Origin of the sequence: Polynucleobacter sp. AP-Nickl1-40-C4 (genome assembly GCF_035012665.1) — a bacterium.
GTDB lineage: Bacteria > Pseudomonadota > Gammaproteobacteria > Burkholderiales > Burkholderiaceae > Polynucleobacter.
Window position 1 is genome coordinate 171,895 of the sequence record NZ_JAYGQR010000003.1, and the last position, 20,076, is coordinate 191,970.

Genomic DNA, 20,076 nt, shown 5'->3' on the forward strand with positions numbered 1-20,076 from the left:
TGCAGCGGTTGCTGGTTTTGTTGCTGTTTTTACCGTCATTTCATTCTTTCCTGGTTTGAAGCATTATTGCCTCATTCTGCCAAACTTTTACGGCCCTTTTATTAATATTCATCAATATGGGCCGTGGCGGCGGATTGTACCCGAATCTTGCTAGGCCAAACAGCCCTCAAGCCCTGCCAATAGGGTGTCCTTGGGCAAATCGATGCCTATGAAGACCATACGGGTTTGCTTGGGTTCTGTGCCCCATGGGCCAGCTAAATCACTGCCCATCATCTGGTGAACGCCCTGGAACACTACTTTTCGGCTGCTTCCCTTCACGTAGAGCACGCCTTTATAGCGCAACATCTTCTCTCCAAAGACCTCCAAAATGCCCCCCAGGAAGTCTTCCAACTTTTTGTGATTAAAGGGTTTATCACTACGAAAAACAAAGGATTGGATACGATCAGTATGGCCAGCATGGCCATGGTGTTGGTGCTGGTGGTCGTGACTATGATCATGGCCACAGGTACTATGATCATGATCGTGACTATGGTCGTGACCACAATCCGCATGGTCATGGTCGTCCTGCTCCAAGAAATGAGGGTCAATATCCAGCTTGGCATTGAGATTGAAGCCCTTGAGGTCTAAGACAGCATTCAAGGGCACCACACCCTTAGAAATGCCTGTAATAGGCGCCCTTGGATTCATATGCATTAAGCGATTGCGTAAGGCATCTACATCAGCAGGCGTCACTAAATCGGTCTTAGTAATAAAGATTTGGTCGGCAAAGCCAACTTGGCGCTGAGCCTCTTCGTGCTCATTGAGTTGTTGCTGACCGTGCTTGGCATCCACCAGAGTCACTACAGCATCTAAAACATAATGATCTGCTACATCATCATCCATAAAGAATGTCTGAGCGACGGGGCCAGGATTAGCAACACCTGTAGTTTCAATGACAACGCGATCAAAGCTAATCTTCTTATCTTTACGCTGCTCCCAAAGCTCATTTAAAGCATCCACGAGATCGCCACGAATGGTGCAGCAAATGCAGCCATTGCTCATTTGCACAATGTTCTCTTGGTTATCTTGCACCAAGATGTCGTTATCAATATTCTCTTCACCGAACTCATTCTCAATGACGGCAATTTTTTTGCCATGCTCTTCAGTCAGGATGTGTTTAAGCAAAGTAGTTTTGCCGCTTCCCAAGAAGCCCGTCAAAATCGTTACTGGAATTAATGCCATGGATGATCCAATCAAAATCTAAAAGCCAACAATTCCCAAAGCGGGAAACCTTCTATCTTACCGAGTTCCTCAGCCTTTGCCAGCCTTTGCGCGGGGATGCGCTTTATCGTATGCCTGAGCTAGGTGCTGAAAATCTAAAGACGTATAAATCTGGGTACTAGCAATGCTGGCGTGCCCCAGCATCTCCTGCACCGCTCTTAAATCTTGTGAGGATTGCAGCACGTGGCTTGCAAAGCTATGGCGCATCATATGAGGGTGCACATGGGTGGGTAAACCAGCACGCATAGCTAAAGTACGCAATCTTGCTTGCACCGTACGCGGCGATAAGCGCTTACCTCTTGCCGACAAAAACAAGGCGATGGATTCTTCTGGATAAGTTCCAGCATCGCGCAGCTCTCGCCACGCAGCAAGTGATTTCATGGCAGGGGCTCCAACTGGAACAGAGCGTCGTTTGCCGCCCTTACCTAAAACCGTTACTTCAGCAGCATCCCAATCGAACCAGCCAGCAGATTCCTGTTGGCGATCTTTGCTTTGCATGACATCAATCCCCAAGAGCTCTGAAAGGCGCAAGCCAGAGGAATATAGCAAATCAATAATGGCAGCATCGCGGATGGATTCCAAATCCTTTTTTTCTTCGGCCTCTTTGAGTGCTTGGTTTACCAAGGAAAGCGCCTGCTCGACGGATAATGCCTTGGGTAAAGACTTCAGACGCTTGGGCGCCTTGACGTCGTCAACCGGATTGGCAATTAAATTGCTGGTTACCTTGCCGGCACGGGCATCGCGCCTGGTATCTTTTTCAGTAAGCCAGTCATACCATCCTCGCCATGCTGAAAGGGCTCTCGCAATACTTCTTGAAGATTTACCTTTGGAATGTAAGCGGCCGGCCCAACGACGTACATGGCCGTTACTCACTCTTAACAACTCAATACTGTCTTCAAGAGCAAAGTTTTGCAGGTCACTCAGGTCCATGCCGTACGCTTTAAGCGTATGCGGCGAAAGTTGACGCAACACATGTAACTCATACAAATACTCTTGCATGAGAGGATGTAGTTCAGTCGACTTTAATTTCATAAGCCTGGATGCGATCCAAAGCTGCAGCAGTTAATTCGGCAATTTGACGCAAATAGAAAGCGCCCATATCCGCCGTAAAGCGGGATTCATCCTTACTGGCTAACAGCAACACCGCGGGCGATTGAGTGGCACCAATACTTTTGCCTAATGGCAACCCAATGGCCACCATGCTTTGCCATTCAGGATTAATGCTTGTCTGGCTTGCTAACAAATCTACGCTAGCTGCTGCCAACTCCTTAGCAGAGCCGCATAACGGGGTATCTATCCAAGGGCTAAAAGCAGAGTTAGGCGACAGTAATTGTGCAGACTCCACTTCGAATACTTCGGCTAGACCTAAGGTAATTGCAGACTCCACATCAGATTTATTGTTGGCCTTCATCAAACGCAATAACCAAGCAACCAAACTTTGTTGGGTTTTGTCATTACGACTTCCAAAGTGCAACATCTCACTTAAGCGACGATTGAGCTCTTGATTTTGTGTACGCAATACCGTCATCTGACGCTCTTGCAAAGAGATCGCACGATCCTCATGTGGATGCTTAATCCGAATCTCATTAAAGAGATCAGCGTAACGCTCAAAGAAGCCTGGGGTTACACGTAACCACTCTGCAACCAATTCTTCTTGTTCGGCTTGCTTTGGATCGATTGCGCTCATGTATTTCTTTCTAAATATGTTCTTTGATTAACCAAGCTTTTTACGCAAGAGTTCGTTTACCTGACCAGGGTTTGCCTTGCCTTGCGAGGCTTTCATGATCTGGCCAACGAGAGCGTTAAACGCCTTCTCTTTGCCCGAGCGGAACTCTTCAACCGATTTCTGGTTGGCCGCCAATACCTGATCGATGATGGCCTCAATAGCACCACTATCACTAATTTGTTTCAGCCCTTTGGCTTCAATGACTTGATCAACGGTACTGATAGCTTTACCTGCGATAGCCTCTTCCCAAAGAATGGCAAAGATATCTTTAGCGATCTTGTTAGAAATTGTGCTGTCAGCTACACGCGTTAGTAATGGCGCTAAATGCTCCGCTTTTAATGGCGCGTCAGCAGTAGCAATACCTGCACGATTTAAAGAGGAAGCAAATTCACCAGCAATTAAATTGGCCGCGGCTTTTGCCAATGGCTTACCTACGATTACTAATAGCTCTTCAAATACTTTTGCGGTATCACGATCTTGCGTGAGCAACTGCGCATCGTAAGCACTTAAACCAAACTCGGTTTGCCACTGCTCACGTAATTGCGCAGGCAATGCAGGCATCTTGCTGCGAACATCTGCAATCCATGCATCATCAATCACAACGGGCAATAAGTCAGGATCGGGGAAGTAGCGATAGTCGTTAGCATCTTCTTTACTGCGCATACTGCGGGTTTCACCACGATCAGGATCGTAAAGTCGGGTTTCTTGAACAACGGTACCGCCATCTTCAATCAGCTCGATTTGGCGACGCACTTCATATTGAATGGCTTCTTCCAAAAAGCGGAAGGAGTTCAAGTTTTTAATTTCGCAACGGGTACCAAATTCAGTCTGGCCTTTGGGACGCACAGAGACGTTCGCATCACAACGGAAAGAGCCTTCTTGCATATTGCCGTCACAAACCCCAAGCCATACCACCAAGCCATGCAAAGCCTTGGCATAAGCAACGGCTTCAGCAGCGCTGCGCATGACTGGCTCAGTCACGATCTCGAGGAGTGGTGTACCTGCGCGGTTCAGATCAATCCCGCTAGAAGGTTCGCCATGAGGACCTGTAAAGCCCTCTTCATGGACGGATTTACCAGCATCCTCCTCCATATGGGCGCGAGTCAATTCAACTACTTTTATTTCATCCCCGACCAAGATCTCCAGATGACCCCCAACAACCACCGGGATCTCCATCTGACTGATTTGATAGCCCTTAGGTAGATCAGGATAAAAATAATTTTTGCGGGCAAAGATACTTGCTGGCGAAATCTTCGCATTCACTGCCAAACCAAAACGAATCGCATGTTCAACAGCCTGACGATTAAGCACCGGCAAAACACCAGGTAGCGCTAAATCCACTGCGCATGCTTGCGTGTTTGGGGCTGCACCAAAGCGTGTACTTGCACCGCTAAAAATCTTGGATTGAGTTTGTAGCTGAGCGTGGGTCTCTAGACCAATGACGACTTCCCATTGCATCATGCCACCTCGCTTGCTGGACGCAAATGCCAATCGCTGGCTTGCTGATATTGATGCGCCACTTGCAACAAGCGTGCTTCAGAAAAATAATTGCCAATGAGTTGCATGCCAATAGGCAAACTATTTCCATTAAATCCACATGGGACACTCATCGCCGGTAAACCTGCCAAGTTTGTAGAAAGCGTATAAATATCTTCTAGATACATTTGCACGGGATCTTTAGATTTCTCGCCCAAACGCCAAGCCACATCAGGGGCTACAGGCCCCAGGATGACATCGCACTGATTGAATGCAGCCTGAAAGTCTGCCGCAATAATGCGACGAATTTTTTGTGCCTGCAGGTAATAAGCATCATAGTAACCATGACAAAGAACATACGTTCCAATCATGATGCGGCGTTTAACTTCGGCACCAAAACCTTCGGTACGTGACTTGGCATACATATCATTGAGATCGCGATACTCATTGGCACGAAACCCATAACGCACGCCATCAAAGCGACTCAAATTACTCGATGCTTCTGCCGGCGCTAAAACGTAATACACCGGAATAGAGAGCTTGGTTTTTGGCAGACTCACATCAATCAATGTAGCGCCTAAATTTTCTAAAAGCTTGGCTGCTTCATTAACGGATTTCGCTACATCGCTTGCCAAACCTTCAGCAAAGAATTCTTTTGGCAAACCAACACGCAAACCTTCCAATGGTTTTGCGGGATTGGTATTACCTTCCTTCCAATGTTGATTGAGATAACGACCGTAATCTTCACCAGAATCAGCCAAGGAGGTAGAGTCACGCGGATCATGCGAAGACATTGCAGACAGCAACAAGGCGCAATCTTCTGCAGTTTTGCCCATTGGCCCAGCTTGATCTAGCGAGGAAGCGTAAGCAATCATGCCGTAGCGCGACACGCGCCCATAACTGGGCTTAATACCGGTTAATCCACAAAATGCTGCTGGCTGACGAATGGAGCCGCCCGTATCTGTGCCAGTCGCAATTGGAGCCAAACCAGCCGCAACAGCTGCAGCCGAGCCGCCAGATGAACCACCAGCTACGTGGGCAGAATTCCATGGGTTTAAAACAGGGCCATAGGCAGAGTTCTCATTAGACGAGCCCATCGCGAACTCGTCCATATTGGTTTTACCCAAACAAACCATTCCAGCGCCATGGGGATTGCCTTCGTCTGGGATTCCCAGATTGGCAACCACCGTGGCATCAAAAGGACTTTGATATCCAGCCAAGATTTTGGAAGCCGCAGTGGACTTCCAGCCACGCGTTACAAAGACATCTTTGTGGGCAACGGGGATACCCGTCAACTTACCAGCTTTTCCAGATGAAATAAGCTGGTCTGCTTTATTTGCTTGCTCTAAGCTTAAGTGAGCATTCACATCAAGGTATGCATTCCACTGCATTCCAGCCTCAATACGATCCAAAAAGTACTGGGTTAACTCCTTGCTGGAAACCTCTTTTGCAGCCAGTGCTTTTGCCATCAAAGCGATAGGGGTGTTGTGCCAACTCATTCGATCACCTTTGGCACCAAGAAATAGCCGTCGTGCTGAGCAGGGGCTGATTGCATGTTTTCGGCACGATGGTCTGATTCAGTAACCTGGTCAACACGCATGGGTTGGGCCAAATCACGCAAAAAGAGGATTGGGTGAGCCAAAGGCTCAAGACCACTTGTATCAACGGCTTGCATTTCCTCAACCAAGGAAAAAATGGCCTGCAATTGAGGCAAAACTGCCTCGGCTTCTGCCTGGTTTAACTCAAGCCTAGATAGGTGCGCAATGCGCTGGACATCATCAAGTTTCATGGGACGAGAGTATCATTCCTATATATTTTCATTAACACTTTCTATTTTCCCACTACATCATGTTTGGTTTTTTCCGCAGCTACTTTTCCAATGACCTAGCCATCGACCTAGGAACCGCTAACACCTTAATTTATATGCGTGAGCGGGGTATTGTCCTCGATGAACCTTCTGTTGTGGCAATTCGCCAAGAAGGTGGGCCAAACGGCAAAAAGACCATTTTGGCCGTCGGCAAAGAGGCAAAAGCGATGTTGGGTCGTGTTCCAGGGAATATTGAGGCCATTCGCCCAATGAAGGATGGCGTTATCGCTGACTTCACCATCACCGAACAAATGCTCAAGCAATTTATCAAACTTGTGCATGAAAGCAAATTATTAAAGCCAAGTCCACGCATCATCATTTGCGTTCCTTGCGGATCTACCCAAGTTGAACGTCGTGCGATTCGCGAATCTGCATTAGGCGCTGGTGCATCACAAGTATTTCTGATTGAAGAACCAATGGCAGCTGCAATTGGTTCTGGCTTGCCTGTCTCAGAAGCTGCGGGTTCGATGGTTGTCGACATCGGCGGCGGTACAACTGAAGTTGGCGTCATGTCATTAGGTGGCATGGTTTACAAAGGCTCTGTTCGTGTTGGTGGCGATAAGTTTGATGAAGCGATTACCAATTACATTCGTCGTAACTACGGGATGTTGATTGGTGAACAAACTGCTGAGCTGATTAAAAAAACGATTGGCTCAGCTTTCCCTGGCGCTGAAGTGCGCGAGATGGAAGTAAAGGGTCGCAATCTTTCTGAAGGTATTCCACGTAGCTTCACCGTTACTAGCAACGAAATTCTTGAAGCGTTGACTGATCCGTTGAATCAAATCGTGACTGCGGTAAAAGCAGCTCTCGAGCAGATCCCACCTGAGTTAGCGTCCGATATTGCTGAACGCGGCATGATGCTTACTGGCGGGGGAGCCTTATTGCGCGACCTCGATCGCCTCTTGCTTGAAGAAACTGGTTTGCCAATTCATGTGGCAGAAGATCCCTTAACTTGCGTGGCTCGTGGTTGCGGTATCGCACTCGAGCGCATGGATAAGTTAGGCGGAGTGTTCTCGCACGAGTAAGCGACCTACACGTCGACCAGGGAATTGCAACATAGCGCTCCACCACTTTTCAGACAGGGCATTCCGGCCTTACTTAAACTGATTGTCTGTCTGTCGATCAGCATCGCTCTGATGCTGATCGATTTTCGTTTCAAAGCACTCGACCCCATTCGCAACAACATCAATTGGATTTTGCGCCCACTTGAATATGTCATGATGGCGCCGCGCAATGCCTTTGAAGCAACGTCTGAGTATTTCACAACCAGATCGACTCTTGATCAAGAAAATCAAGTAATGAAAGTACGTCAGGCAGAGCTTTCTTTGCTGGCAAATCAATCTGAATTTTTGATGGTGGAAAACCAAAACCTGCGCGAGCTCATGACTTTGCAAAAACAGGTTCCATTCAAAACATTGCCGGTAGAAATTCTGTTTAACCCACCCAATCCAATTTCACAACGCATCGTAATCAATCGCGGCAGTAATGATGGTCTAAAGCTTGGCAACCCGATTGCCAATGATTCCGGGATTTTGGGCCAAGTGGTCCGTCTCTATGAGCGCTCTGCTGAGGTTTCCCTGTTGGAGGACCGTGATTTTGCCGTTCCAGTCCAAGTGGCCCGCAACGGCCTTCGTGCAGCCGTATTCGGCGCAGGGCGCGGCAACCCACTGGAACTTCGCTATTTACCGGTAGCCAGTGATTTGGAAGTTGGCGATATTTTGCTGACCTCGGGGATCGATGGCGTTTACCCTCCAGGGTTTGCAGTAGCAGTGATTAGCAAAATAGAGCGCAATGTTGATAAGAACTCTTCTAACGTCTTTTGTGTTCCCGTTGCGGCAGTAAATCGCTATCGTCAAGCGCTTGCACTGTTGTACGATCCGCAACTTGATGCCAAAGCGGCAACTGTGAATAACAAATCCACTTCTGGTGCGCCGCTCAGCAATACGCCGGGCAGACGCCAAACTCGCGCGCGAGGCATGCAATGATCGATTTCCAGAGCGGCTATATTCTGCGCCCGGTAAATCCGGTCTTTATTTATTTCAGCCTATTTTGTGCGCTGCTATTAAACCTATTACCCATTGGTAATTACGGTTGGGTGCCAGATTGGTTAATCCTGTGTATTGTTTTTTGGAATATTCATCAGCATCGCTATGTCAGTGTCATCACGGCCTTCATTTTGGGCTTGATGATGGATGTACATAATTCCGATTTATTAGGATTGCACGCCTTTAGTTACTCTCTGGTCGCCTACCTTGCTATCTCATGGCACAGGCGCATTGTGGCTCTGACCGTTCTTTCCCAAGCCCTGCACCTACTCCCCATCTTCTTATTGGTATCGCTATTTCCTGTGCTGGCGCACTGGCTGCTCAGCGGTGAACTCTATTGGTGGGCTTTAACAGGTGCGATCCAGGCTTTGATTGAAGCAATGCTTTGGCCGCTAGCCACCCGCATCCTGCTTGCGCCGCAACGTCGCCCTATAGATGTTGATCACAATCGACCCCTTTAAGAAGCGGCATGGTTTCTTTTAAAAAACCGGATCTCGACTCCTTTCAAGAGCGTATTCATATTGCGACTCTATTTGTCACGTTTTGCTTTTTACTACTCATCACCCGTCTTGTATGGCTACAACTTGTAAGCCACGGAAAATACGCACTTCTGGCTGAAAGCAATCGCATTGCCTTGGTTCCAGCGCCAGCAAATCGTGGGCTCATTATTGATCGCAATGGCATCGTTATTGGTCGAAATTATTCTGCCCTTACCTTGGATGTGAATGCTGAAGAAGTCAAAGGGAACGTAGATCAGCTCATCAACGATCTTTCTGAAATCGTTGCTATTTCGCCTCGGGATCGTCGCAATTTCAAGCGCTCCCTGGAGGATTCTCGAAATATGGGCACTTTCCCTCTGCGCTCCATGCTCAACGAGACCGAAACCGCCCGGTTTATGGCCAATCGCTATCGCTTTCCTGGGGTAGAAATCCGGGCTAGAAGCTTTCGGGAGTATCCATACAACGAATTAGCCTCCCACCTGATTGGCTATATTGGCCGCGTTTCGCAACGTGACAAAGAGCGCATGCAGACTGAAATTGAGGGCGCCAAGGCCGATGATCCCGATGCTTTGCAGGCTTCTTTTTTGCGTGGCATTCAGTACGTAGGCAAGATTGGTTTAGAGCAAAGCTATGAAAATGTTTTGCGTGGCGTGCCTGGTTACGATCAAGTAGAAATTACTGCGGGCGGCAAACCGGTGCGTACACTTTCAAGCTCCCCTTCAGTTCCCGGCAAAAATGTAGTTCTCTCCGTTGATATCAAGCTCCAATATTTAGTTGAGCAACTATATGGAAATTTTCGCGGTGCATTTGTGGCCATTGAACCAGCGACAGGTGATGTATTGGCTTTTGTCTCTAAGCCCAACTTCAATCCGAATGATTTTGTGGAAGGCATTGATTCGGTGACTTGGAAAGAGTTGAATGACTCTCCACAGAAGCCGCTCTATAACCGCCCACTGAAAGGAATCTATCCACCCGGATCTACTTACAAACCTTTCATGGCATTAGCCGCTTTAGAAAATAAAAAGCGTACTCCATCACAAACAATTTCGGATCCTGGCTACTTTGACTTTGGCAACCACACCTTCCGGGACGATAAAAAAGGTGGTCACGGAATTGTCGATATGCAAAAGTCGATTGTTGAATCTTGTGACACGTATTACTACATGCTTGCTCGAGACATGGGGGTAAACATGATTGCCGATTTTATGAAGCCATTGGGCTTTGGTCAAATCACTGGCATTGATTTACAAGGCGAAGCAAGAGGTGTTTTGCCATCCACCGAGTGGAAGAAAAATACTTTCAAAAAACCTGAGCAGCAAAAGTGGTACGAGGGTGAAACTATTTCCCTGGGTATTGGACAGGGTTACAACGCTTTCACAATCTTGCAATTAGCCCATGCCATGGCAAACGTAGCTAATAACGGTATTGTGATGAAGCCGCACTTAGTCAAAGCCATTGAAGATCCATTTACTCGCAACAGAGTGCTGACAACCCCAAAAGAAAGTTATCGGATCGATCTCAATGCTGAGAATATTGAAGTGATTAAGAAGGCCATGGTCGAGGTTAATAACTCCGGCACATCTGCCGCAGCATTTAAAGGAGCTGGATATCAAGTGGGCGGAAAAACCGGAACTGCGCAGGTATTTAGTTTGAACTCCAAAGATTACAAACATGGATCCACAGCAGAATTTTTGCGCGACCATGCCTTGTATATCGCATTTGCTCCAGCGGATAAACCAACCATTGTGATTGCGATGGTTGTAGAGAACGCAGGCTTCGGCGCGCAGTATGCCGCTCCGATTGCACGTCAAGCATTGGACTACTACATTGAGGGCAAGTGGCCCAAGGAGGTTCCGGAATGGAAAAGAGCCCCTTAATCAAAGTTAAAAGATTTTTCTCCAGCATCTTCGCTGGTTTAGACCGCCAGCTAGGCCTTATTCTGCTTGGCTTAGCGGCTGTTGGCTTTTTTACTTTTTTATCTGCAAGTCAAAATACTCCCGTACAAATTACAGATGAATTGCGCAATCTCGCACTCTCGTTTTTAGTGATGTGGATCGTTTCACGAATTCCACCAAAGTGGTTAGAGATGGGTGCAGTTTGGATTTATGGATTTGGGGTTGCCCTCTTAATCGCAGTAGCCGCATTCGGACTCATTAAAAAGGGTGCTCGTCGCTGGCTCAATATTGGAGTTGTCATTCAGCCATCCGAGATCATGAAGATTGCGATGCCACTGATGCTTGCTTGGTACTTTCAAAAGCGAGAAGGCATTCAAAAATCCTGGGACTATGGTGTTGCTACTGTGATTTTAGCGATACCCGTTTTTTTAATCGCACGCCAACCAGACCTGGGAACTGCGTTACTCGTTTTTGCAGCAGGACTATACGTCATCATCTTGGCGGGCCTGCCGTGGAAATGGATACTGCCATTTGTTGGCTTGGGCGCCATTGGCATTTTGTTAATTATTATTTTTGGTGGCACTATTTGTGCCAATGATGTAGTGTGGCCATTTGTGCACGACTATCAAAAGCATCGCATATGCACTCTGCTAGATCCGACTAGCGACCCACTCGGTAAAGGCTTTCATACCATTCAATCCATGATTGCTATTGGCTCTGGCGGATTCTTTGGCAAAGGTTGGTTCCAAGGAACGCAAGCGCATCTAGAATTTATTCCAGAAAAACATACTGACTTTGTCTTTGCAGTTTTTTCTGAGGAATTTGGTTTATTAGGCAACCTGGTATTGATTGCCTTGTTCTTCGCACTCATTAAAAGAGGCTTAGCGATCTCGGCGAGCGGGCCAAACTTATTTACGCGCCTCTTAGGTGCGTCAGTGACTTTAATTTTCTTTACCTATGCATTTGTCAACATTGGTATGGTGAGCGGTCTCTTGCCGGTAGTTGGAGTGCCGCTTCCATTTATTAGTTATGGTGGCACTGCATTGGTGACACTTGGCTTTGGCGCAGGAATATTAATGAGCATCCATCGTCACCGTCGTTTAGTGCAAAGCTAACTCAGCGTAGTGATGAATTGAATTGATTGAGATTTTTGATGAAATAAAAAAAGCCCGGCATGCCGGGCTTTTTTATCAACAAAGGAAGAATTACTTCTTACGTTTGTTAACTGAATCTTTAAATGCTTTACCAGCAGAAAACTTAACAGTCTTTGCAGCAGCAATTTTGAGTGGCTCGCCAGTTTTTGGGTTACGACCCATACGTGCAGCACGTTTGCCAGAAGCAAAAGTACCAAAGCCGATCAGTTGTACTGAGTCACCTTTAGTAACAGCTTTGATAATTGTGTCGATTGCAGAATTCAATGCGAATTCAGCTTTGGCTTTAGAAATCTCCGCGTCGTCAGCAATCGCTGCGATTAGTTCGGCTTTGTTCAAGTGAAGCTCCTTATAGATATTGATGTCAGCGCACATTACGCTTACATGATTTTAACCACAAAAAATTACAAAAATAAAGTTGCGTTACAGCAATTTTTTACTACGACTACAAATTACTCATCCAAAACGGTGATATCAGAAACAAAATACTCGGTATCGCCAAAACAGGTAGTTGGCAAACCAATGTGTTGCTCATACTTAAGAGCCACCTTTTTACCCAAATTAGCATTTATTTTTTGCGCTACAGCATCTTCACGCACCGTAAAGAAGAATTTTTCTGACATTGTGCCTGGCATAGAAACCATGGCTAATTCGCCTTCCCAGGTTTTGCATACGTAACCGCGATTAGAGAATTTCTGAACATACCCCGCACGCTCACCGCTGCCATAGCTCCAAGTTAGCATTCCCCACGTATAGACTGAAATACCCACTAACCCAATTAAAACAAGGCTTAAGAGCCACTTTATAAAGCTATTCATAAGATCATCCTTAGCAAAACTCCACATAAACCCTAGGCCGGTTTTCAAACCCTCTGCTTGAAGTATATGAGCATCCGAGCATAAGAAATAGTCAATTTAGGGCTGATATACAAATTAAAATATTAACAATTACCCCACTTAGACAAAGCTCATGGAAATTCGCCACATCATCTTTTTTATTTTTATAGCATCGGCCGTTTACGTCTATTTCAGAGGAAAGGTTCGTTTTGGGGTCATTAGATCTCTTACCGACTACCAAGTGCTTTTGGCTCCCGTAAATGCACTTTTGTATTTATTTTCAAAAGTAAAACCCAGTGCTTTTATTCCAGTAAGCCAATTTCCTGAAATGCAGCCCATCCAAGATAACTGGGAAATGATTCGACAAGAAGCGCTTTCACTGCAGGAAGGCGGATCTATTGCTGCGGCAACTGGATACAACGATATTGGCTTTAACTCCTTCTTTCGCACTGGATGGAAGCGTTTTCACCTCTGCTGGTATGGAAAAGAGGTGCCCTCTGCTCAAGTAGGTTGCCCCAAAACAGTTGCACTGCTTAAATCAATTCCCTCAGTCAAGGCTGCCATGTTCGCCTCACTACCGCCTGGAGCAACGCTGGTGCGCCACCGCGACCCCTATGCGGGCTCCTTGCGGTATCACATTGGCCTAACGACTCCCAACGACCCCAAATGCTTTATTGATGTAGATGGGGAGCGTTATTTCTGGAAAGATGGGGAAGCGGTCATGTTTGATGAAACTTACATTCATTTCGCTGCTAATGAAACAGATCAGCAAAGAATCATCTTATTTTGCGATGTCGAGCGCCCGGTTCACACTAAGGCAGTTACTCTATTCAATCGCTGGTTTGGGCGCTATGTAATGAGCGCTGCATCATCTCAAAATGTTGAAGGTGAAAAAATAGGCTTTGTAAATATTCTGTTTACCTATTTTTACCATCTCCGTGCACAAGCCAAAAAGCTCAAAGCAAAACATCGCTCCGTTTATTACGTAGGTAAGTGGGTGCTTATTTTGGGAATCTTATGGGCAATATTTTGGTAAGCGCCGACCTTTAAATCAAGGGCTCAACAACTGTACAATTTGCTCGGGACTGATGGGGCCCCAAATTTCTACTCGTTTCTTGCGGCTATTTTGACCAGAAACGAATTGAATTTGTTTTTGAGGCACCCTTAATTGCTTAGAAAGCCAAGCCAATAATAGCTCATTAGCCTTATTTTCTAAGGCAGGCGCCTGTAAAGAAATCTTTAAACAGCCGTCATGCAGGCCAACGACCTTGGTCACTTTGGCTCCTGGCTGACAATGCAAATTTAAGATTATTCCGGTGGGGGTTTGTTTTAACCAATTAGGCGTCATTAAAGTACTTTAAACTGAAAACATGCCATACAAAAATTCTCAAGCCCTAGAGCATCTCTTTACAAGCAACCGAGAGTGGGCCGAAGGCATGATCGCAAAAGATCCTGACTTCTTTAAGCGCCTAGTTAACCAACAGGCACCAGAGTATCTCTGGATTGGCTGCGCAGATAGTCGCGTGCCCGCAAACGAAATCGTAGACCTATTGCCAGGCGAGCTATTTGTTCACCGCAACGTAGCTAACGTTGTAGTTCACACTGATCTAAATTGTTTATCCGTTATTCAATTTGCAATTGACTTGCTTAAGGTCAAGCACATTCTGGTGGTTGGTCACTATGGATGTGCCGGTGTCCACGCGGCACTAAGTGATCAACGCGTAGGTCTTGCTGATAACTGGTTGCGTCATGTAAAAGACGTACATCAAAAACATGAGCGTTATTTAGGTGAAGCTATTCCAACTCCTAGGCGTCAAGATCGACTTTGCGAACTCAATGTTATTGAACAAGTAGTTAACGTATGCGAAACAACTATCGTGCAAGATGCTTGGGCGCGTGGACAAGATCTCACTGTTCACGGCTGGGCATATCGTCTTGATACGGGCCTAGTAAATGATTTAGGTATGTCGATCAGCTCTACAGAAGAAATGTTAGTGCGCTATAAGAAGTCCATCAACCGTTACGAATCAGAGCAAAACTAATTTGCTGAAGTCATTTTCCAATCAAGTAGTCGTCGTTCTACTCAAGCTTCTTGCCCTTTTGCCTTATAGGCTTCTGGTTGCGCTGGGCTACGGCCTTGGATATATTGCGGCTCGAATTCCAAGCGATAGAAGTCGAGTGGTCAAAACAAATCTCCATTTATGCTTTCCAAGCTTAAGTCCGGCTGAAATCGACGGTCTTGCCAAAGAGCATTGGCGCTTGCTTGGGCGTAGTCTGGTAGAGAAAAGCATTATCTGGTGCGGCAGCTCTAAACAACTGAGCAATATGATTGAGGTGAAATCAGCGGTTGACCTCTCAAGCAAAAAACCGCGCATCTTAGTAAACATGCATTTCACAGGGATTGAGGGCAGCATTATTTTGAGCGCGCTCTCCAAAACAAAACATTGGCCGCGCACTTCAGGATTTTTTCAGAGAATGAAGAATCCATTCTTTAACAAACGAATTGTCGAATGGCGTAATCGCTTTGGCGGGAATTCAATTGATCGCCAAGGCAACGCAAAGGCGATCATCCGAGAAATTCGCAACGGAGACTTCATCATCATTGCGCCGGATCTTGATTTGGGTCTTAAGGATTCTGAATTTGTGCCATTTTTTGGAATTCAAACAAATACCATCACCACCATTTCTCGTTTAGCAAAAATTACTGGCGCTGACGTATGCTTAATGACCACCACATTAAAAGCAGATGAATCAGGTTACCTTTGCGAAATTGGGAAGCCTTTAGAGAATTTTCCTGGGGCAGACCCCAAGTCAGACACCGCACGCCTTAATCAATGCTTTGAGGCAGAAATTCGACTTCGGCCGGCCGAATACTACTGGGTTCACAAGCGCTTTAAAAATCGACCAGATAATGGTCCGAGCCCCTATAACCGTTCTTTCTAGGGGCCTTTTGTCCTATCATTAAGGGATGACTGAACGTATTGGGCTATTTGCCGATCTCCACAGCAATTTAGAGGCTTTTGATGCCTGCATGGCTCGTGCCGAGGAACTTGGCGTTACTCGCATGGTGTTTCTGGGGGACCTCGTGGGCTATAACGCCGACCCTGTTGCACTGCTTGAACGCGTTGCCGGGCTTGTAGAAAATAAAAAAGCGATTGCCATTCTTGGCAACCATGATGAGGCTGTTTTTAAGGATAGCCGTAATCAAATGAACGCCAGCGCCAATGCCGCAATTGAGTGGACTAAATCTCAATTAAATAATGACCATGTAGATTTCCTTAAAAATCTTCCTCTGATGGTTCAAGAAGATCGGATTTGTTTTGTGCATGCCTCTGCTTGCAATCCAGCCGAGTGGAATTACATTACTGACAGCATGAGTGCATGGCGTTGTGTACAAAGCTCTGGCAAAAATTACACTTTTGTTGGTCATGCACATGAGCAAGCGCTTTTTTATCAAAGCGCTGTTGGGAAACTCATTCGATTTGCACCACACCCTGGCGATGAAATTCCGGTACTACCTCATCGCCAATGGGTAGGTGTTGTTGGCTCTCTTGGTCAACCTAGAGATGGCAATCCAGAGGCCTGCTTTGCTGTTTTTGAGCCCGCTTCAGAAGCCCTTACATTTCATCGTACGCCCTACGATCACTACACTGCCGCAGAGAAAGTACGTCGCGCTGGCCTGCCAGAAGACCTGGCAAACCGCCTCATCACCGGCAAATAAACAATGCCCATCAATACCGACATTCAAGCAGTAGACGATATATTTCAAGAAGGCAAAATAGTAGATGGATTTGTTTTAGGCAAGGAAGTTCACCGCGGCGGAATGGCGAGCCTTTTTTCAGCAACTAAAGAGGGGATAGATGTCCCTATCTTGCTGAAAATCCCGCGTGTTGGCAGAGATCAACCGGTTGAAAGTTTGATCGGCTTTGAAACCGAACTCACTATCTTGCGCTCCCTAAAAAGTCCTTACGTTCCTCAATATTTAGGTTCAGGCAATATGGCCACGCGTCCTTATATTGCAATGGAAAGGGTTGAGGGCCGGCCATTAGAAGATTACATCAAGGAAGGTAAAGTATTTACGATTGATGAGGTAGTACGCTTTGGGGCAGATTTAGCGCAAGCCGTTCAGTCACTGCACTCACAAGATGCCATCCACCTAGATGTCAAGCCTGAAAATATTTTGATTGATGAGAAGGGGAAGTTAACGCTCATTGATTTTGGTTTGTCGCACCACGCTCGATACCCAGACTTGCTTGCAGAAGAGATGCGCAAAGGAATTGGTTCTGCACCTTATATTTCTCCTGAACAAGTAGCTGGCATTCGCTCTGATTCGCGAAGTGATATTTTTTCTATTGGCGTGATCATGTATGAGTTGCTGACTGGCGAACTGCCATTTGGTAACCCTCAAACAATGAGTGGTCTACGTAAACGGATGTGGGCAGAACCCTTTCCACCACGCGCTATTCGCAGAGAAATTCCTCGCTGGTTACAGGAAGTAGTGCTCAGATGTCTAGAGCCACGCGCTGCCGATCGCTATCAAAGCGCAGCGCGCTTACGTCAAGTGTTGCGAGACCCCGAGGGCGTTACGCTCACCGAACGAGCCGACCGGGTTGAGCCACCTAGCTTTTGGGAAAATCTCAAAGGCATGTTCAAAGCTGCTGGTTACGAGCCCTCTCCCAGCCCACGGCCTAGTATGGGCAACCTTGATGCGCCCCTCATGATTGCTGCGATTGATACGCGTCAGTCTGATGAAGCTCTGCGTGAGCGCATGCAAGTTACAGCGAAAAATTTATTACAGGCCTATCCTGAAAGTCGCCTAATTTGTTTGAGCACGATTGCCAGCACACCAACCTATGAAGGCAATCATGAAAGCCAAACCGCTAGCGGCATCGTCCGCGGCCACCTAGTGCAATTGATGGAGTGGGCTAAACCACTCAAATTACCACCTGAAAGAATTTCTTATCACGTACTTGAGGCGCTTGATCCCGCCTCTCGAATCGTTGAATTTGCCAAGGACAATGATGCTTCCCTCATTTTGATTGGGGCATCACATAAGCTGCCTAATAAAGTAACGCCCTGGAGAACCTCGATGACCAAGATTGTCGAAGAGGCTCCCTGTAGCGTTCATATTGTGCGCACTTAAATATCAGCGCATTTTGTCTTGCTTTTGATCCAAGATCAATTCTGGCTCTTGTGCTTCAATCCAATTGTCGCGATTAAGGACGCTAGTTAACTGCTTTTGATCTAGCTCGCCAGTCCACTTGGCAACCACAATCGTAGCCACGCCATTGCCAACTAAATTCGTCAGCGCTCGTGCTTCAGACATAAAGCGGTCGATGCCCAAGATGATTGCTAAACCAGCAACCGGAACATCTCCAACAGCAGAAAGGGTGGCTGCCAAAACGATAAAGCCACTACCAGTTACGCCTGCTGCACCTTTAGATGTGAGCAATAGCACTATCAAGAGCGTAACCTCCTGCATGAGTGTCATCGGCGTATTGGTTGCTTGCGCAATAAATACTGCAGCCATTGTTAAATAAATAGAGGTGCCATCTAAATTGAATGAATAACCCGTTGGAATAACTAAACCAACGCACGCTTTCTTGGCGCCCAACAGCTCCATTTTTTCCATCATGCGTGGCAAGACGGATTCGGATGATGAAGTTCCCAAAACAATTAACAACTCTTCTTTAATGTAGCTCACGAATTTAAAAATATTGAACCCATTAATTCGCGCGATGATTCCTAAAACAATGAACACAAAGAGTAGGCAGGTTAAATAAAACGAGCCCATGAGTTTGCCCAAAGAGAATAAAGAGACTATGCCGTATTTGCCAATGGTGAATGACATTGCGCCAAATGCACCAATAGGCGCAAACTTCATAATCACACCAATCATGTCAAAGAGAACATGGGATGTTTTTTCAATTAAGTCGAACACCATTGTTCCGCGACCACCAAACTTATGCAATGCAAATCCAAACAAGATTGCAATGAAAAGAACCTGCAAAATTTCACCCTTAGCAAATGCATCAACCGCACTGCTCGGGATAATATTCATTAAGAAATCTGTAGTAGTACCTATTTTTCCGGGCCCGGTATACGAAGCAATTCCTTTGGTGTCTAAGCTTGCTGGATCGATGTTCATGCCAGCACCAGGCTGAAGCACATTCACTACAACTAAGCCGACCATCAAAGCAATCGTGCTCACAATCTCAAAGTACAACAGTGCGAGTCCACCAGTTTTGCCCACCTTTTTCATGTCTTCCATGCCGGCAATACCTAGAACCACCGTACAGAAAATAATGGGGGCAATTAACATCTTGATGCCTTTAATGAAGGCATCCCCAAATGGTTTCATTTCTGTACCCAAGCTTGGGTAAAAATGACCCAGCAAAACACCAATTACAACGGCTGTAAGTACTTGAAAATAAAGGATTTTATAGATTGGTGGTTTTTTTAATGCAATAGTCATTTGGTCATCCTTTATTAAATTATGAGCAGGCTTTTTTATTTCGTCTGCCCCCATCTTAACTCCAGGCCAGTATTTAACCCTAATATCGGATAATGCAAGCATGGAAGAAAAAGTACGCGTCTCAAAATTACTCTCTGAGCTTGGTCTTTGCTCCCGTCGTGAAGCCGATTCATACATTGAGCAAGGTTTAGTCACAGTAGATGGCGAAGTGGTGAATGAATTAGGTGTTCGCGCCTACCGTGATCAAAAAATTGAGTTGCAATCTGGCGCCAAAGCACAGCAAGCCTCTCGCATTACCGTCATTCTGAATAAACCCGTTGGCTACATTTCTCACTATGACGACGAACAAGAATATCAACCGGCGGCCTCTTTGATTACCCCTGAAAATTACTTTGCCAGCCCGCTTGATAAAGGTAGAAGCCCTCGCTTTAATACCAAAGGGCTAGCGCCAGCAGGCAGGCTAGATATTGACTCTACAGGCATGCTAGTTCTGACTCAAGATGGTCGTATCGCCAAATTATTGATTGGTGAAAACAGCCCCATCGAAAAAGAATATTTAGTGCGCGTAGAGGGGGCTCTCTCTTTTGAAGATTTAGATCGCTTAAAACATGGTCTCTCTCTTGATGGAGTAGAACTCAAACCTGCACAGGTTAGCTGGCAGAACGAAGATCAGCTTCGCTTTGTATTGCGTGAAGGGCGTAAGCGCCAAATTCGTCGGATGTGTGAGATGGTGGGCCTCAAAGTGATAGGCCTCAAACGCGTCAGAATGGGTCGCATCTCATTGGGACCGCTTCCTCCCGGGCAATGGCGCTATGTAGGGGCTCATGAGCAGTTCTGAAGCACCT

At 46.4% G+C, this 20,076-nt stretch carries 21 protein-coding genes; 11 read left to right on the forward strand and 10 right to left on the reverse strand.

The window, feature by feature from the left end; genetic code table 11:
* Window positions 1-150: 150 nt before the first annotated feature.
* The 6 genes from VC182_RS05435 to gatC form a co-directional block, all read right to left on the reverse strand.
* On the reverse strand, window positions 151-1,221 hold the full coding sequence (locus tag VC182_RS05435; protein ID WP_216120828.1) for a CobW family GTP-binding protein: 1,071 nt from the start codon (window positions 1,219-1,221) through the stop codon (window positions 151-153).
* A gap of 69 nt (window positions 1,222-1,290) precedes the next feature.
* A complete protein-coding gene (locus VC182_RS05440) occupies window positions 1,291-2,292 on the reverse strand; it encodes a tyrosine recombinase XerC (protein ID WP_323484737.1) in 1,002 nt (333 codons plus the stop codon).
* Window positions 2,273-2,947: a DUF484 family protein gene (locus VC182_RS05445; protein WP_216120824.1), complete on the reverse strand. Its 675-nt coding sequence runs from the start codon at window positions 2,945-2,947 to the stop codon at window positions 2,273-2,275. The genes VC182_RS05440 and VC182_RS05445 overlap by 20 nt, the downstream gene beginning before the upstream one ends.
* A 27-nt stretch (window positions 2,948-2,974) precedes the next feature.
* Entirely contained in the window at window positions 2,975-4,447 is a 1,473-nt protein-coding gene (gene gatB / locus VC182_RS05450; protein WP_323484738.1) for an Asp-tRNA(Asn)/Glu-tRNA(Gln) amidotransferase subunit GatB, read from the reverse strand.
* Window positions 4,444-5,961: an Asp-tRNA(Asn)/Glu-tRNA(Gln) amidotransferase subunit GatA gene (gene gatA / locus VC182_RS05455; protein WP_323484739.1), complete on the reverse strand. Its 1,518-nt coding sequence runs from the start codon at window positions 5,959-5,961 to the stop codon at window positions 4,444-4,446. The genes gatB and gatA overlap by 4 nt, the downstream gene beginning before the upstream one ends.
* The gene (gene gatC / locus VC182_RS05460) at window positions 5,958-6,251 is read right to left on the reverse strand and encodes an Asp-tRNA(Asn)/Glu-tRNA(Gln) amidotransferase subunit GatC (RefSeq protein WP_215358758.1); all 294 of its coding nucleotides are present in this window, start codon (window positions 6,249-6,251) and stop codon (window positions 5,958-5,960) included. Before gatC ends, gatA begins: the two co-directional genes overlap by 4 nt.
* 59 nt (window positions 6,252-6,310) lie before the next feature.
* Here gatC and VC182_RS05465 point away from each other — a divergent pair, with 59 nt between their 5' ends.
* The 5 genes from VC182_RS05465 to rodA are packed head-to-tail and all read left to right on the forward strand — an operon-like array spanning window position 6,311 to window position 11,884.
* Window positions 6,311-7,354, forward strand: coding sequence for a rod shape-determining protein (locus VC182_RS05465; protein WP_068319852.1), 1,044 nt, complete (start codon window positions 6,311-6,313; stop codon window positions 7,352-7,354).
* Window positions 7,355-7,378: 24 nt separating this feature from the next.
* Entirely contained in the window at window positions 7,379-8,314 is a 936-nt protein-coding gene (gene mreC, locus VC182_RS05470; protein WP_072582600.1) for a rod shape-determining protein MreC, read from the forward strand.
* Window positions 8,311-8,835: a rod shape-determining protein MreD gene (gene mreD / locus VC182_RS05475; RefSeq protein ID WP_072582599.1), complete on the forward strand. Its 525-nt coding sequence runs from the start codon at window positions 8,311-8,313 to the stop codon at window positions 8,833-8,835. The genes mreC and mreD overlap by 4 nt, the downstream gene beginning before the upstream one ends.
* An 8-nt stretch (window positions 8,836-8,843) precedes the next feature.
* Window positions 8,844-10,751, forward strand: a complete 1,908-nt coding sequence (gene mrdA / locus VC182_RS05480) for a penicillin-binding protein 2 (protein ID WP_072582598.1) — start codon at window positions 8,844-8,846, stop codon at window positions 10,749-10,751.
* Window positions 10,733-11,884 (forward strand): rod shape-determining protein RodA, encoded by a 1,152-nt coding sequence (gene rodA, locus VC182_RS05485; RefSeq protein ID WP_072582597.1) that lies wholly within the window; start codon window positions 10,733-10,735, stop codon window positions 11,882-11,884. The genes mrdA and rodA overlap by 19 nt, the downstream gene beginning before the upstream one ends.
* A 90-nt stretch (window positions 11,885-11,974) precedes the next feature.
* Here rodA and VC182_RS05490 read toward each other — a convergent pair whose 3' ends face one another.
* The gene (locus VC182_RS05490) at window positions 11,975-12,295 is read right to left on the reverse strand and encodes an HU family DNA-binding protein (RefSeq protein ID WP_011903860.1); all 321 of its coding nucleotides are present in this window, start codon (window positions 12,293-12,295) and stop codon (window positions 11,975-11,977) included.
* A 77-nt stretch (window positions 12,296-12,372) separates the two neighbouring features.
* Window positions 12,373-12,738: a hypothetical protein gene (locus VC182_RS05495; RefSeq protein WP_072582885.1), complete on the reverse strand. Its 366-nt coding sequence runs from the start codon at window positions 12,736-12,738 to the stop codon at window positions 12,373-12,375.
* Window positions 12,739-12,895: 157 nt separating this feature from the next.
* On the opposite strand from VC182_RS05495, the gene VC182_RS05500 reads away from it, so the two are divergent.
* On the forward strand, window positions 12,896-13,792 hold the full coding sequence (locus tag VC182_RS05500; protein WP_323484759.1) for an aspartyl/asparaginyl beta-hydroxylase domain-containing protein: 897 nt from the start codon (window positions 12,896-12,898) through the stop codon (window positions 13,790-13,792).
* A gap of 15 nt (window positions 13,793-13,807) precedes the next feature.
* Here VC182_RS05500 and VC182_RS05505 read toward each other — a convergent pair whose 3' ends face one another.
* Window positions 13,808-14,104, reverse strand: coding sequence for a DUF167 domain-containing protein (locus VC182_RS05505; RefSeq protein WP_072582595.1), 297 nt, complete (start codon window positions 14,102-14,104; stop codon window positions 13,808-13,810).
* 22 nt (window positions 14,105-14,126) lie between these two features.
* Here VC182_RS05505 and can point away from each other — a divergent pair, with 22 nt between their 5' ends.
* Genes can through VC182_RS05525 form a run of 4 tightly spaced genes read left to right on the forward strand, consistent with a single transcriptional unit; the run spans window position 14,127 to window position 17,899 of the window.
* A complete protein-coding gene (can, locus tag VC182_RS05510) occupies window positions 14,127-14,798 on the forward strand; it encodes a carbonate dehydratase (RefSeq protein ID WP_323484740.1) in 672 nt (223 codons plus the stop codon).
* 1 nt (window position 14,799) lies between these two features.
* Window positions 14,800-15,699 (forward strand): lipid A biosynthesis acyltransferase, encoded by a 900-nt coding sequence (locus tag VC182_RS05515; protein ID WP_323484741.1) that lies wholly within the window; start codon window positions 14,800-14,802, stop codon window positions 15,697-15,699.
* Between the two features lie 25 nt (window positions 15,700-15,724).
* Entirely contained in the window at window positions 15,725-16,477 is a 753-nt protein-coding gene (locus VC182_RS05520) for a metallophosphoesterase family protein (protein WP_323484742.1), read from the forward strand.
* Between the two features lie 3 nt (window positions 16,478-16,480).
* Window positions 16,481-17,899, forward strand: coding sequence for a serine/threonine protein kinase (locus VC182_RS05525; RefSeq protein WP_323484743.1), 1,419 nt, complete (start codon window positions 16,481-16,483; stop codon window positions 17,897-17,899).
* Between the two features lie 3 nt (window positions 17,900-17,902).
* On the opposite strand, the gene VC182_RS05530 is transcribed toward VC182_RS05525, so the two are convergent.
* Window positions 17,903-19,231, reverse strand: coding sequence for a dicarboxylate/amino acid:cation symporter (locus VC182_RS05530; protein WP_323484744.1), 1,329 nt, complete (start codon window positions 19,229-19,231; stop codon window positions 17,903-17,905).
* Between the two features lie 100 nt (window positions 19,232-19,331).
* Between VC182_RS05530 and VC182_RS05535 the strand changes: the two genes are divergently transcribed.
* Window positions 19,332-20,069 (forward strand): pseudouridine synthase, encoded by a 738-nt coding sequence (locus VC182_RS05535; RefSeq protein WP_072582590.1) that lies wholly within the window; start codon window positions 19,332-19,334, stop codon window positions 20,067-20,069.
* Window positions 20,070-20,076 lie beyond the last annotated feature (7 nt).

Excerpts from the sequence above, each read along its gene's own strand:
- VC182_RS05465 (WP_068319852.1), top strand. The coding sequence starts at position 6,311 with ATGTTTGGTTTTTTCCGCAGCTACTTTTCCAATGACCTAGCCATCGAC.
- gatC (WP_215358758.1), bottom strand. The coding sequence starts at position 6,251 with ATGAAACTTGATGATGTCCAGCGCATTGCGCACCTATCTAGGCTTGAG.
- mreD (WP_072582599.1), top strand. The coding sequence starts at position 8,311 with ATGATCGATTTCCAGAGCGGCTATATTCTGCGCCCGGTAAATCCGGTC.
- can (WP_323484740.1), top strand. The coding sequence starts at position 14,127 with ATGCCATACAAAAATTCTCAAGCCCTAGAGCATCTCTTTACAAGCAAC.
- VC182_RS05495 (WP_072582885.1), bottom strand. The coding sequence starts at position 12,738 with ATGAATAGCTTTATAAAGTGGCTCTTAAGCCTTGTTTTAATTGGGTTA.
- VC182_RS05535 (WP_072582590.1), top strand. The coding sequence starts at position 19,332 with ATGGAAGAAAAAGTACGCGTCTCAAAATTACTCTCTGAGCTTGGTCTT.
- VC182_RS05490 (WP_011903860.1), bottom strand. The coding sequence starts at position 12,295 with ATGTGCGCTGACATCAATATCTATAAGGAGCTTCACTTGAACAAAGCC.
- rodA (WP_072582597.1), top strand. The coding sequence starts at position 10,733 with ATGGAAAAGAGCCCCTTAATCAAAGTTAAAAGATTTTTCTCCAGCATC.
- VC182_RS05440 (WP_323484737.1), bottom strand. The coding sequence starts at position 2,292 with ATGAAATTAAAGTCGACTGAACTACATCCTCTCATGCAAGAGTATTTG.
- VC182_RS05530 (WP_323484744.1), bottom strand. The coding sequence starts at position 19,231 with ATGACTATTGCATTAAAAAAACCACCAATCTATAAAATCCTTTATTTT.
- VC182_RS05445 (WP_216120824.1), bottom strand. The coding sequence starts at position 2,947 with ATGAGCGCAATCGATCCAAAGCAAGCCGAACAAGAAGAATTGGTTGCA.
- VC182_RS05525 (WP_323484743.1), top strand. The coding sequence starts at position 16,481 with ATGCCCATCAATACCGACATTCAAGCAGTAGACGATATATTTCAAGAA.
- mrdA (WP_072582598.1), top strand. The coding sequence starts at position 8,844 with ATGGTTTCTTTTAAAAAACCGGATCTCGACTCCTTTCAAGAGCGTATT.
- VC182_RS05435 (WP_216120828.1), bottom strand. The coding sequence starts at position 1,221 with ATGGCATTAATTCCAGTAACGATTTTGACGGGCTTCTTGGGAAGCGGC.
- VC182_RS05520 (WP_323484742.1), top strand. The coding sequence starts at position 15,725 with ATGACTGAACGTATTGGGCTATTTGCCGATCTCCACAGCAATTTAGAG.
- gatA (WP_323484739.1), bottom strand. The coding sequence starts at position 5,961 with ATGAGTTGGCACAACACCCCTATCGCTTTGATGGCAAAAGCACTGGCT.
- VC182_RS05505 (WP_072582595.1), bottom strand. The coding sequence starts at position 14,104 with ATGACGCCTAATTGGTTAAAACAAACCCCCACCGGAATAATCTTAAAT.
- gatB (WP_323484738.1), bottom strand. The coding sequence starts at position 4,447 with ATGATGCAATGGGAAGTCGTCATTGGTCTAGAGACCCACGCTCAGCTA.